The organism is Fulvivirga aurantia, from assembly GCF_009711475.1.
Taxonomy (GTDB): Bacteria; Bacteroidota; Bacteroidia; order Cytophagales; family Cyclobacteriaceae; genus Fulvivirga; species Fulvivirga aurantia.
On record NZ_SMMD01000892.1, the window covers coordinates 1 to 14,090 of the forward strand.

Sequence of the window (14,090 nt, forward strand, 5' to 3'; positions counted from 1 at the left end):
CCCGGATCTTGATAAACATGTGTGGTATCAAGGCAGGAAGTACAGCTTAATGTTGTGCCATCACCAAAATCGAAGGTCACTTCATCCAGTGTATCACAAGTGCCTGGCACAGGGTTTATTGCAACCTGAATTTGATCGTAGTTACAATATCCCGAAGTACTGAAATCAAAATCAGGGGGATTGCAAATTGTAATAGTCTTTGTGACATCATAAGTACAGACCGGGCTACCATCATCGGTTATCGTTAAAGTCACTTCATAATCTCCAGCGGTCGAATAGGTGTGAGCAGGGTTTTGTTCGGTGGATGTCGTTCCATCTCCAAATGACCATTCCCATGAGGCAATATTTTTTGAATCTGAATTATTTACACTTAAGTCTGTAAACAATGTGGTTTGTCCTATGCAGAGACTGTCAACGCTAAAATTTGGTTGAAGATCACTTGATATTAAGATGAAGTCAGTAAAGCTGCACCCATTACCGTCTGTGACTGTTAAAGAGTGATAACCAATACCAACATCAAGCGATGTTCCACTAGAGCCATCACTCCATGCATAGGAATAAGAACCATCTCCACCCGTAACGGTGGGAGCAAGGTTGATGGTTTCGGTACACCCTATGTCTTGAGAACTGCCCAAGTCAAAATTCGGAGTCTCTAAAACATTGATTGTGTAAGTTTTCGTTTCTACACCTGGTTGAGGGCACACATTGTCAGATACTTTCACCACAAACTGATGTATGCCTACATCCTGATTATCAGTATTGAAATAAATTACGCCTTTCGGATTAGTCGTGTTATTGCCTGTTATATTAAATACACCACTATTACCACTCAGCAATGTCATCGTCAAATTATCACCATCCACATCTGTAGCTTCGATAGTTAATGCAATTGCATCGCGCGCACAAACACTCACTGAATCGGTAGAGGACTCCTTAAAAGATGATAGTTCTGGCTGGGTGTTGCTGCAATCTATGATTGTAAATTGGATGGCACGTCTTACCCAACCTACAAGAGTACCACTTCTATATTCTTCGACTATTATATCTGTAATTCCGATACTTAACAGATCAGGTGTGATCATTAAATCACCAGAACTCGGATCGATAACGGCAGCTTCATTTGGCGTGATAAAATGTGCAGAATCATACCCTGTCTCAAATACCACGTCAGTATCATAATCACTTTTGGGTGTTGCCAGAGAGTACCGCAATTCATCATTGTTTCTATCACTGGCCGCATTATTAAAAACATACTCCTGTCCTATACAAGCGGTTGCTAATGCAGAATTTTGGAAGGTTGGAGATGAGTTACATGGCGCGTTTAGGTTATTAAGAGAGGCTTCTACAAAGAAATCTTCTCCTTCGGGTACAACTAATGTGTTGATCTGCTCACTGCGTGCTGATCTTTTCCAAAAAAATCTCCAATCGGTAGTTTTTGCATAGCCGCTTAAATTTACCGTACCACGGTATGTCACAAGCTCTACACCCCTCAAGGCACCTCCATTACAGTCGGTAACTGCAGAATTGCAAAGCAGCTGTACCTCTCTTGTAGAGATTTTATTGACAATGAGGCTCTCAGGAGAATCAGGGCTTATACCCAATTCCTCAGCATAATATTTAATAGGGTAAAACTGTTCTAATATAGCTGTCGAGCCACATTCAGTGTAAACAGAGAGTGTAATTTCGTAATTCTCACCACTTATGCAACGGTAGGTTAACTCGCCACCAATTATATGAGTGCTAAAAGAATTTGAATAAACAAGACAAAACGACAAGCATAAAATGCTATAGACAAACTTTCGCAATGGGTAGTCTTTTGCAGGTTATAATCAAAAAATAAATTACAAATATGCAAAAAAATCCAATAGCCGTTCAGGTAATTGATAAATTATAAGCTACAAATAAAAAACTTCCCCTCATTTCAGCCTAAGCTTCTATAAGGGGAAGAATTTTTTGAATCAATCAGAACTTAAACTCAAGTTGCAAATAAATAGGTTACAGCAAATCACCCAAATAGGGGGATTTTTAAATTTATCGTCTAAAATCATATAGCCTGACGTATTTTTTGTCAATCGTCCAAAGCTGATTTCCAGATATAAGGGTAAGGAATGGCGTTTTATTTAACGGTATACGCTTTTCTATTTTGTTGTAGAGGTCGTAGAGTATTATTTCATTGTTCTGTAAAAAATAAAGCTCGTTTCCTATAAAATTGAAGTAGTTAACATTTTTATAGTCCAGCCTTTGAAGATAATTGCCAAGGTTGTCGAATATCATTATGCCTGACTGTGAGTCACTCATAAATACCTTGCCTTGATACTCGCGTAGATAAGTAATGTCATAGTTATCAGGATCAAGAATTAAATCAAAGGACGTTTGAATGGTAAACTGACCGTAGGTTATATTAAATTTCTTTAAACCAAAATCTACTAAATCTACCACCCAAAGATTGTCATCCATGCTACTTGTGATCAATCCGGCAAAATCCGTTATTTCACGTGCATCAAATCGGTTTGAGTTTGTGAGGAATCGGTCTAGATAGAGGTACTCTTGAAAATACTCATAAAAAATGAAGATTTTAAGCTGGTTAAACGCCTCGACCAGCGTAATGTTACCTTTCTTTTGCGGAGAAAATTCAACTAAGAACTCACCAGCTGAGGTGTATTTTTTGAGAGAACCATTCGAGTTTGCCAGATAAATATTGCCTGATTGATCGACCGATGCAGTTTCAACTCCTTTTGTTAAAAATGAATCTCTTGGAATAAGTTTTTGAGCCAGACCGGGAAGCTGGCAGACTAGAAGAAGCAGTATGACTACTTTACTCTTCAAACTTTAACAATTCAAATTTACTACCATCGAATGCCCCGTAAGTATCATAATTAACCCATTCACCCAGGTTGATGTATCGCCCGGAGTTGCCTACTTCAAGATCGAGCGGGAGGTGGCGATGACCGAATACATAATAGTCATGATGCTCTTTACCCTCAACATCTTTACAATATTGCCATAAAAATTCATCATCACCTTTAAAGGTGTCCTCATCATTGTTCTGATTACTTATCCTGCTCCTCTGCGACCAAAAATTAGCCAGGCCAATACCAAAATTGGGGTGAAGTCTGGCAAAAAGCCACTGACTTAATCTATTGGCGAACACTTTCTTTAATATTTTGTAAGAGTGATCACCAGGACCAAGTCCGTCACCATGCCCAATCAATAGTTTTGAATTTTCAACGCTAAGTTGCTGTGGCTCCCTATAGATGGGAATGTTGAGTTCGTCTGTAAAGTAATCGAACATCCACATGTCATGGTTTCCTGTAAAAAACACAATAGGAATACCTGCGTCACTGAGTTCGGCCAATTTGCCTTGCAATCTTATAAAACCTTTAGGTATAGCATGTTTATATTCAAACCAAAAATCGAAGATATCTCCCAGTAGAAATATGGTGTGCGCATCCTGCTTAACAGAGTCGAGCCAACGAATGATCCTTCGCTCTCTTTCACGACTTTTGGATTTAGTAGGTACGCCCAAATGAAAGTCAGAGGCAAAGTAAAGCTTCTTACCGTTTAGGGACTTAATGGGTTTGATCATGGCTACAAATAAAAAGCTGTCTCAAAATATAGTATAATCTTGAGACAGCTTTAAAAAAACTCGTTTTTATTAGTTTTTACTCTCTATATCAGATTTTTCTTCTTTAGCATCGCCTTCTGGTTTAGCAGAAGAGGCTTGTTTTTTTTCTGCGGCTTTGTCGCTTTTCTTTGTTTCCTCGGTTTTATCTTGGCCATTAGTATAAGCCTGATAAGTGGTGTGAGAATCGAAAGGACGCTTGCCAATAAGACGCTCAAGGTCTGTTTGGAAAATAATCTCTTTTTCTAGTAGCTCCTGAGCGATAACTTCTAATTCGTCACGCTTCTCTAAGAGCAATTTCTTTGTTCTTTCGAACGCATCGTCAATAAGCTTTCTTACTTCCTGATCTATGGTTTCGGCAGTAGTGTCTGAGTAAGGTTTTGTAAAGTTATAATCAGACTGTTTAGAGTCGTAAAAAGATACATTACCAATTTTCTCATTCATACCATAAACAGAAACCATGCTGTAAGCCATCTTAGTAACTCGCTCTAAGTCACTTAGTGCTCCTGTTGATATTTTATCGAATACTATTTCTTCAGCAGCTCTACCTCCAAGGGCCATACACATACCGTCAATTAACTGCTCGGTTTGATATAGAAACTGCTCTTTTGGTAAATACTGTGCGTAACCTAAGGCAGCTGCGCCACGAGGCACAATACTTACTTTTACCAAAGGATCTGCATGCTCAAGGAACCAACCTGCTACTGCGTGGCCAGCCTCATGATATGCAACGATCTTTTTCTCACCAGGAGAAATGATTTTACTTTTCTTTTCAAGACCACCAATTACACGGTCGACAGCATCCTGAAAGTCTTGCATTGTAACTGCCGGACGATCTTTACGCGCTGCGATTAGTGCGGCTTCGTTACACACGTTCGCAATTTCAGCACCGGCAAAACCAGGTGTTTGAGCGGCAAGTTTTTTAGGATCAACATCTTTATCCATTTTCAATGGCTTAAGATGCACTTTAAATATAGCTTCTCTACCCACGATATCTGGCTTGTCTATACTGATTTGTCTATCAAATCTACCAGGTCTCATAAGTGCTGAGTCAAGTACATCTGGTCGGTTGGTTGCAGCAAGAATTATAACTCCACTATCGGTTGAGAAACCGTCCATCTCTACAAGTAATGAGTTAAGAGTATTCTCACGCTCATCGTTAGAGCCAGGCATCTGGCCTCTACCTCTTGATCGACCAATGGCGTCAATCTCATCTATAAATACAATACAAGGCGCTTTTTCTTTGGCTTGCTTAAATAAGTCTCTTACTCTCGCTGCTCCAACACCTACGAACATCTCTACAAAGTCAGAGCCAGAAAGCGTAAAGAATGGTACACCAGCTTCACCGGCTACGGCTTTGGCCAATAATGTTTTACCAGTACCCGGAGGGCCTACTAATAGGGCACCTTTAGGTATCTTACCACCAAGTTTGGTAAATTTTGAAGGGTTTTTAAGAAATTCTACAATCTCTTTAACCTCTTCCTTAGCTTCATCAAGTCCGGCTACATTGCCAAAAGTGATTTTTACTTTATTTTCAGCATCAAATAGGGCTGCCTTAGATTTACCAATATTAAATATTTGTCCGCCAGGGCCACCGCCACCGGTCATACGTCTCATCAAAAACCAGAAGCCGAAAAGGATTAAAAATAAGATACCCCACTGCATAAACATGCCGGTGATATCTGATTTGTCTTCAACTTCATAGTCGACACGCTGGTCTTTGGCCAGGCTTTCGTTTACTTCATTATATTTTGAGATGAAACTATCAGCAGAGGCTACATTTAGTTTATAATGCGGGCCGTCTTCAATGCCAAATGTTCGTGTACTTTCAAGTTCTGATTGGTATTTAGCATTCTGTACAGCTTCAGGTTTTAGATAAACCTCGACATATTTTTGATTACGGATCAATACCACCCGCTCTACATCGTTGCTATACAGCATATTCTCAAATCTACTCATGGTTACAGGCACCAGGTTGTTAGACTGGTTCATGTAAGTGATGCCAAATATGACCGCAATCAGCACAACGATCACCCAAATTTGATAGTTTGGTCTTTGAGGTTTATTCGGCATTATATTTTTTTTCTTATCAGGCATGTTTGATCTTTCAGATTATTCAATTCACAGTTTAACGATAACTTTTTGGTATTTGTTCAGGTTACGCTACATTTTCAATTTCTACGATTTTAGCGTCTCCCCAAAGGTCTTCCAACGAATAAAACTTACGTTTTTCTTTATTAAAGATGTGTGCCACAACGTCAACGTAATCTATCAGCATCCACTCTTTATTATTCTTACCCTCTTGGTGCCAGGGGTTCTGGCTTAATTCTTTAGAGACTTGTTCATCTATAGAGCTTGCGATAGCATCGAGCTGTGTGTCAGAATTTCCAGAACAAATTACGAAAAAATCTGCCACTGCATTTTTAACTTCCCTAAGATCCATGATTACTATATCCGAGGCTTTTTTCTCCTGCATTCCCTTCACCACAATATCACTTAACTTTTTGGAGGGGGCTTGGTTGTTATTTACATCCATTCACTATCTTTGATTTTCTAAACAAAACTACAAAAATACTTGTATAAAAGTCTTGCCAAAACATTATTTGTAGGCAAAACAGTCATTTTCCTGCCATCTTGTCACTCTACCAATGAGGAGGCTGTAATTTACTCCGGAAAGACCAGTTTTACAGAAGGCTCAATTGTAATTACAGACAAGCAAATAGCCGGTAAAGGCCAGCGAGGCAACTCCTGGGAGTCGGCACCCGGTACTAACCTGACCTTTTCTGTCTTTTTAAGGCCAACATTTGTGCCAATTGCAGCTCAGTTTGATTTAAACATTTGCATCTCGCTTGGAATACTCGATTTCCTAAGTCAGTTTGATGATGGCTTTCAGGTCAAATGGCCAAATGATATTTACTATCACAACAAAAAGATTTGTGGTATTCTCATCCAAAATTTTCTCAAACAAGGTAGGATAGAAAAGAGTATTGTGGGTATAGGTATCAACATTAATCAGGAGAGTTTTAATGTTGAGTCAGCCATTTCATTAAGTCAGCTAACAGGTAGAAAACACGATCTGGCCGACATGTTAAATGAAGTGTGTAGTCGTATAGAAGCTCGATATATGACGCTGCGAGCCAAGGGGGTCAATGCCCTTAGGGAGCATTATCTACAAAATCTGTACTGGTTTGGTGAAGATCATATCTTTAAAAATGGTAAAGCCTTTATTGGTCGCATCGTAGGTATTTCTAAAGAGGGGAAATTAGAAATTGAAACGAAGACAGGTCTAAGACTTTTTAGTATGAAAGAGGTGCAATTTGTCGAATAAAGTACCATTCATGGAATAATACAGGGCCTCACTCAAGCTTCTTTTGCACACCTCCTTTACATTCATCATATTAGGCTCGAATTAATAAACCCTTACCATGATTAAAGACTTAAGAAGCTTACTAGGAGCTATCATAATTTTATTGACTGCCATTGGCGTCAATGCCCAGCAATTGGATATGGAATTGCTGAAAGGTATCAAACCAAGAAGTATCGGGCCTGCCGGTATGAGTGGTCGAGTTACAGCTATTGATGTTGTAACAGAGGAGCCTGATATAATATATGTAGGTACCGCATCTGGCGGATTATGGAAATCTGAAAGCGGAGGCATTGATTGGGAGCCCATTTTTGATGATGAAAAATCATTATCTATCGGAGCCGTGGCTATACAGCAGAGCAATCCTGATGTGATATGGGCAGGAACCGGTGAGGGTAACCCCAGAAATAGTTTAAATGGTGGCTATGGCATTTATAAAAGTATGGATGGTGGTAAAAACTGGACTTTAATGGGTCTTGAAAAAACCAGAAACATCCATAGAATCATTGTTGATACACAAGACCCGAATACGGTATACGTTGGTGCGATTGGTTCTCCGTGGGGTGAGCATCCTGAGCGTGGTGTTTTCAAAACCACAGATGGTGGTAAAACCTGGGAGAAAGTACTCTATGTAAATGAAAAAACGGGTTGTGCTGATTTGGTGGTTGATCCATCAAACCCTAATAAACTTTTTGCTGCCATGTGGGAGCACAGAAGAAAACCCTGGACATTCAATTCTGGTGGTCCCGGATCTGGATTGTATATGACTGTTGACGGTGGTGAAAACTGGACAGAAATAACAGATGAAGATGGCCTACCAAAAGGTGATCTAGGGAGAATTGGTATGGCTATCGCACCAAGTGACCCTAACCGTGTATATGCACTTGTTGAGTCTAAAGATAATGCACTCTACAGATCAGACGATGGAGGTACTTCATGGAAAATTATCAATAATAAGGAAGACATTGGTAACAGACCTTTTTATTACTCTGAGATCTATGTTGATCCGGTAAACGAAAATCGAGTATATAGCATATTTACATATGTAAATGTGAGTGAAGATGGTGGTAAGTCATTTTCACAGTTGATGCCAGCTTACGGAACTTCTAAAGGTGTTCACCCAGATCATCACGCCTGGTGGATACACCCTGAAGATCCTAATTACATGATTGATGGTAATGATGGCGGTTTGAACATAACACACGACAGAGGCGAGACATGGAGGTTTGTGGAAAATCTGCCTCTTGCACAATTCTACCACATCAATTATGATATGGAATTTCCATACAATGTATACGGTGGTATGCAAGACAATGGCTCCTGGGGTGGACCGGCTTACGTTTGGAAGTCGCAAGGCATTAGAAACTCATACTGGCAAGAGCTTTCGTTTGGTGATGGTTTTGATGTAATACCGGACCCGGATGACTCAAGATATGGATATTCTATGTCTCAGCAAGGTTTTGTAGTAAGGTATGATAGAGAAACCGGGCATACAAGAATTGTACGACCTACCCACCCTGATCCTGACATGCGATTAAGATTTAACTGGAACTCTGCGATCTCTCAAGATCCTTTTGATAACTCTACTATCTATTTTGGTAGCCAGTTTGTGCATAAGAGTACCGATAAGGGCTCGACCTGGGAGGTTATATCCTCTGATCTGACTACCAACGATCCTGAAAAACAAAAGCAAGCTGAGAGTGGTGGACTTACAATAGACGCTACAGGTGCTGAAAATAATACCACCATCTTAGTAGTAGCTCCAAGCCCTGTGCAGCAAGGCGTGTTATGGGTAGGAACTGATGATGGACTTATACATGTGAGCAGAGATGGTGGAGAAAACTGGACTAACGTAACAGGTAACATTCCGGGAATGCCAAATGCCGGCTGGGTAGCACAGATCAAACCCTCTACTTACAATGCCGGTGAGGCTGTAGCAGTAGTTAATAACTACAGAAATTTTGATTTTAAGCCTTATTTATACCAAACCAAAGACTTTGGCGCTACCTGGAAAAGCATTGTAGATGAAAGTCAGGTGTGGAATTATACTTTATCTTTTGTGCAAGACCCTGTAGAGCCTAACCTCATGTTTCTAGGTGCAGAAGGAGGCCTTTATGTCTCTGTTGATGCAGGAAATAATTGGACACAATGGACAGAAGACTACCCGAAGGTGTCAACTATGGACCTCGCGATTCACCCCAGAGAGCATGACTTAATCATTGGCACCTATGGAAGGGCTGCTTACATCATTGATGATATCAGACCTTTAAGAGAAATTGCTGCTAATGGTAAATCTACATTAGACAAAACAGCAGTATTGTTTGATCCGCCAGAAGCTTATCTCACATTGAACCAACAGCCTACGGGCACTCGATTTGGCGCTAACGCCATGTTTAATGGAGAAAACAGACCAGGTGGAGCCATGATCTCATATATAGTGAATAAGCCTGAAGAGAAAAAAGAAGAAGAGCCAGAAGACACCAAGAAGAAAAAGAAGAAAAAGAAACAGCAGGATGAAGATGAGAGCAGCGACACCGAAGAATCTTCTGATTCTACCGAAGTAAGCTACGATTCTTTAACACTTGAAGTCTTTAACAATAGCGGCAAACTCATAAGAACGATAAAGAGAAAAGCCCCTAAGGAAGAAGGAGTAAATCGTATGTATTGGTATCTTGATGAGAAAGGCGTGAACAGACCAAGTCGAAGAGAGCCAAGAGGCAATAGAGAGCCAAGTGGAGTTCAGGTAATGCCGGGTACTTACAAACTCAAGCTCACCTATGGAGATGCGGTTGATTCGGCCATGATCAGTGTGAAGTTTGACCCAAGAGTAAAAATGTCGGACAATACCCTTGCCGCTAAAAGAGATATGCAGTTAAGGCTTGAAAAAAGTGAAGAGATTGCCGCTGAGGCAATGAGCAGGTTGAGAAAGTCTAAGGAAATAGTGTCTCAATACGAAAAAGTCATGAAGGATCTCGACAAGGAGAAGTATGAAGAACTACTTGATAAATCAAAAGCGGTAAAAGACAGCATTGAAGCATTAATGGTACCAATCGTAGGTGAAGACACAAGCGATGAAGAAGGCATTGTGAGGTCTCCGATTCCATCGATCAGCAGCCGTATCGGTACTGCCAGTTATTATATTGGCTCATCTATGGATGTACCAGGAGATACTGAAAAAAGATTGGTAGAGCAAGCTGAAAGCAAGCTTAAGGCTCATTTGGAGGAGATCAATGCATTCTTTAATACAGAATGGAAGAACTATCGGGAGGAGATGGAGAAGTTGGAGTTATCGCCATTTGAAGATTACGAAACTTTATCATTAGAAAATTAAGGATTCCATATAGAGTGTGTCAAAAGTGTGATTAAGAGCACACGTAAAGACACACTCTATATAATTTACTTTTTATCTTGAACAGCTTATCAAAACCAACCACCAATGAAGAACTTTTTATTATCAGTATTTGCACTGGCCATTTGCTCGATTAGTGCAAAGGCACAACTCACAGATTCTGCCTATGTGAGGGAAAATTACACGAAGCAAGAAGTGTACATACCCATGCGAGATGGTGTGAAACTATACACTGCCATCTACACGCCTAAAGACGACAGCAAAGACTACCCGTTTTTGATGAAACGTACATGCTATAGTATCAGGCCTTATGGGGAAGATAATTATCCTAACGGACTCGGGCCATCACCTTACCTTATGCGTGAGGGCTATATTTTTGTCTATCAAGACGTGAGAGGCAGATGGATGTCAGAAGGCGATTTTGATAACATGAGACCTCATATAGATGGCAATAACCCAAAAAATAAAAAGGATATTGATGAGAGCTCAGATACATTTGATACGATTGAGTGGTTGCTGAAGAATGTAAAAAATAACAATGGTAAAGCCGGTCAGTGGGGCATATCTTATCCTGGTTTCTATACCGCAGCTGCTTTACCAGAAGCACATCCGGCTTTGGTGGCCTCTTCACCTCAGGCGCCTATTTCTGATTTTTTCTTCGATGATTTTCATCATATGGGAGCTTTTTTACAAAGCTACACCATGGCATTTCCTGTTTTTGGACATCAAACAGAGCCAACCAAAGAGAGCTGGTATAACGACAAGTGGGATAAATTAAGAGCTGCTGGTAATACATCAGATGGCTATGAATACCACCTGGAAATGGGAACCCTTGAAAAGATAACCGAAGATTACTATGCTGACAATTTCTTTTGGCAGCAAATTGTGGAACACCCTAACTACGATGAATTTTGGCAAAAAAGAAGTATTCTTCCTCATCTCGATGAAGGTATTGATCACGCAGTGATGACCGTTGGTGGTTGGTTTGATGCAGAAGATTTATACGGCCCGTTAAATATCTACAAGACGGTAGAAACCAATAACCCTAAGGCAAAAAATATGATTGTGATGGGACCCTGGAGTCATGGAGATTGGGCACGAGAGCGAGGAATGCAGGCCGTAAATCATATTTACTTTGGTGACAGCATCTCTACTTATTATCAGACTAATGTTGAAAAACCATTTTTTGAATATTTCCTAAAAGGCAAAGGGGATGGTAACTTCCCTGAAGCACACATGTTTGATACAGGTACCAAAGAATGGAAAAGTTTTGAAGTATGGCCACCAAAAAATATTGCACCAGTTAAACTAGGTTTTACCAAAGACGGTCGATTATTGGTTAACAAGGAAGGCAATGAACAGGAGCAATTCGAATATATCAGTGACCCTGGCAAGCCAGTTCCATATACATCATACACTGAGGGGCTCACTTTTACCCCGCGCAAGTTTATGACCGATGATCAAAGACATGCATCTAAAAGACCAGATGTTCTAACATTTGAGACTCCTGTACTCACAGAAGATGTAACGCTTGCCGGTGAGATCATGGCTAAGCTCAAGGTGGCTATTTCAAGCACAGATGCAGATTTTATCGTAAAACTGATAGATGTATATGCAGATGATGCCAAAGCTACTAAAGCCACCCCAGACAATGTGGTGATGGCAGGTTATCAGCAATTGGTAAGAAGTGAAGTGTTCAGAGGTAGGTTTAGAAATAGCTTTGCCAAGCCTGAACCTTTTAAGCCTGGTGAGGCAGAAGAAGTGAATTTCCCTTTACAGGATGTGCTGCACACCTTTAAAAAAGGGCATAAAATTATGATTCAAATTCACAGTTCCTGGTTTCCTTATATCGATAGAAATCCTCAGAAATATGTAGATAACATCTATAAAGCCAAGAAAGAGGATTACGAGAAAGCGACTATTACCGTGTTTGGATCATCTTCTGTAGAAATAGGAGAAAACGAATCATTAAATACTCCGATAGAACTTTTGGATAGGTAGGTGCTCGGCCTACCTTTGCCTGATGGATTATCAGAAAATAATAAAAGAAGTAAGCAGAGAGGTAGACCCCCTCAAGTGCAAGGGAATAGTGGCAGATTACATACCTGAGCTGGCAAAGGTGCCGAAAGATAAATTTGGCATCTACATGCTTACGCTCGATCAGGAGGAGTACTGTACTGGAGATTGTCATGAAAAATTTTCTATTCAGAGTATATCTAAAGTGTTTATGCTGGCTCTTGCCGTAAGCAAAGGCAAAGAGTCAGTATACAAAAGAGTTGGAGTAGAACCCTCTGGTGATCCGTTTAACTCATTAGTACAGCTAGAGTATGAGAAAGGCATACCTCGAAATCCGTTTATAAATGCAGGAGCACTGGTTATCACAGACATACTGCTGAGCCAATATAAAGATGCGCGGGCAGAGTTTCTTAATTATCTCAACCGACTTGTTGGTCAGGAAGACTTAAAGTATAACCGTAAAATTGCAGCATCAGAAAAAGCCTGTGGGTATAAAAATGCAGCCATGGTTAATCTCATGAAGTCGTTTGGAAATATCGAAAACGATGTGGACGAAGTCTTAGATCTATATTTTGATTTTTGTTCTGTAGATATGACATGTCATGAACTGGCTAAAGCATTTCGTGTCTTTGCTAACCATGGTACAGGTGTAATTGATGAGGAGCAATACTTAACAGAAAGCCAGTATAAAAGAATTACGGCCATCATGCAGACGTGTGGTTTTTACGATGAGGCCGGTGAGTTTGCCTTTCAGGTTGGACTACCTGGGAAAAGTGGTGTAGGAGGAGGTATAGCGGCCATTTTACCCAATGAGTATAGTATAGTTGTTTGGAGTCCGGGACTCAATGAGAAAGGTAATTCCCTGGCTGGTATGAAAGCACTTGAGCTATTTACCACGAAGACAGAAACTTCTATTTTTTAGATCAACAATTTTCAAGTAAGCAATCTTCTTCATTGGTTTCAAACTCAATGGTTGCATGACCGATGCCGTTTTCTTGCAGAATAGATTTGGCTTTGTTTTTAATGGTGGTTAACTGTTCTATGGTGAGTTCCTTCTTTACCACAAGATGAGCGCTGAGTATATTCTTTTTGCCATCGAGTGACCACATGTGGCAATCATGCACTTCATCGACATCCCGGATACTTTCCAGCACATGGATTATCTGGTTTATTTTAATATCTTTTGGTGTGCCTTGTAAAATGATGCGCATGCTCTCCTTTAGATTTTTATACACATTGAATAAAATATAAGTTGCTATACCAATTGATAGCAAAGGGTCGATAATTGGAGCATCATAAAAATGCATAACGATCGCCCCGATCAAAACAGCCACCCAACCCAGGACATCTTCGATCAAATGTAGCATCACTACTTTTTCATTGATCGATGTGCCTTTTTTCAACTTAAGTACAGCTGCACCATTAAATACCACACCAGCGATAGCCAGGTATATCATACCTTCAGTATTTGGTATTTGAGGATTAATGAGTCTTGGTATAGCCTCGTAAATGATGATAGCAGAGCCCCCTAGTAGAACACCAGCATTTATAACGGCACCTAACAACGAAAATCGACCGTAGCCATAGGAGTATTTCTTAGTTCTTCCTTTTCTGGAAATATTCTGAAAATACCAACTCAGACCGAGGCTTAAACTATCACCTAAATCGTGTAGTGCATCTGATAATATGGCTATACTGTTAGTTAGTAAACCACCAACTATTTCGATCAGAGTAAATAC

Annotated in this window: 10 protein-coding genes; 4 read left to right on the forward strand and 6 right to left on the reverse strand. The window is 40.2% G+C overall.

The features are described from left to right. The 5 genes from E1176_RS15200 to rsfS form a co-directional block, all read right to left on the reverse strand. On the reverse strand, positions 1-1,775 hold a 1,775-nt coding region (locus E1176_RS15200), incomplete at its 3' end, for a PKD domain-containing protein (RefSeq protein ID WP_155211565.1). A 256-nt stretch (positions 1,776-2,031) separates the two neighbouring features. Further along, entirely contained in the window at positions 2,032-2,826 is a 795-nt protein-coding gene (locus tag E1176_RS15205) for a hypothetical protein (RefSeq protein WP_155211567.1), read from the reverse strand. Beyond that, positions 2,816-3,586: a UDP-2,3-diacylglucosamine diphosphatase gene (locus E1176_RS15210; RefSeq protein WP_155211569.1), complete on the reverse strand. Its 771-nt coding sequence runs from the start codon at positions 3,584-3,586 to the stop codon at positions 2,816-2,818. Before E1176_RS15210 ends, E1176_RS15205 begins: the two co-directional genes overlap by 11 nt. A 69-nt stretch (positions 3,587-3,655) precedes the next feature. Then, positions 3,656-5,719 carry an ATP-dependent zinc metalloprotease FtsH gene (gene ftsH, locus E1176_RS15215; RefSeq protein ID WP_155211571.1) on the reverse strand — a complete coding sequence of 688 codons (2,064 nt, stop codon included), beginning with the start codon at positions 5,717-5,719 and terminating at the stop codon, positions 3,656-3,658. 61 nt (positions 5,720-5,780) lie between these two features. Then, positions 5,781-6,158 (reverse strand): ribosome silencing factor, encoded by a 378-nt coding sequence (gene rsfS, locus E1176_RS15220; RefSeq protein ID WP_155211573.1) that lies wholly within the window; start codon positions 6,156-6,158, stop codon positions 5,781-5,783. 39 nt (positions 6,159-6,197) lie between these two features. On the opposite strand from rsfS, the gene E1176_RS15225 reads away from it, so the two are divergent. The 4 genes from E1176_RS15225 (at position 6,198) to E1176_RS15240 (ending at position 13,273) form a co-directional block, all read left to right on the forward strand. Then, positions 6,198-6,950, forward strand: coding sequence for a biotin--[acetyl-CoA-carboxylase] ligase (locus E1176_RS15225; protein WP_155211575.1), 753 nt, complete (start codon positions 6,198-6,200; stop codon positions 6,948-6,950). Positions 6,951-7,047: 97 nt separating this feature from the next. Next, positions 7,048-10,317: a WD40/YVTN/BNR-like repeat-containing protein gene (locus E1176_RS15230; RefSeq protein WP_246206074.1), complete on the forward strand. Its 3,270-nt coding sequence runs from the start codon at positions 7,048-7,050 to the stop codon at positions 10,315-10,317. 105 nt (positions 10,318-10,422) lie between these two features. Next, positions 10,423-12,336, forward strand: coding sequence for a CocE/NonD family hydrolase (locus E1176_RS15235; protein ID WP_155211577.1), 1,914 nt, complete (start codon positions 10,423-10,425; stop codon positions 12,334-12,336). A 22-nt stretch (positions 12,337-12,358) separates the two neighbouring features. Beyond that, a complete protein-coding gene (locus E1176_RS15240; RefSeq protein ID WP_155211579.1) occupies positions 12,359-13,273 on the forward strand; it encodes a glutaminase in 915 nt (304 codons plus the stop codon). 1 nt (position 13,274) lies between these two features. Here the strand turns inward: E1176_RS15240 and E1176_RS15245 are convergent. Beyond that, positions 13,275-14,090, reverse strand: an 816-nt coding sequence (locus E1176_RS15245; protein WP_155211581.1) for a cation diffusion facilitator family transporter, incomplete at its 5' end; no start/stop codon positions are given.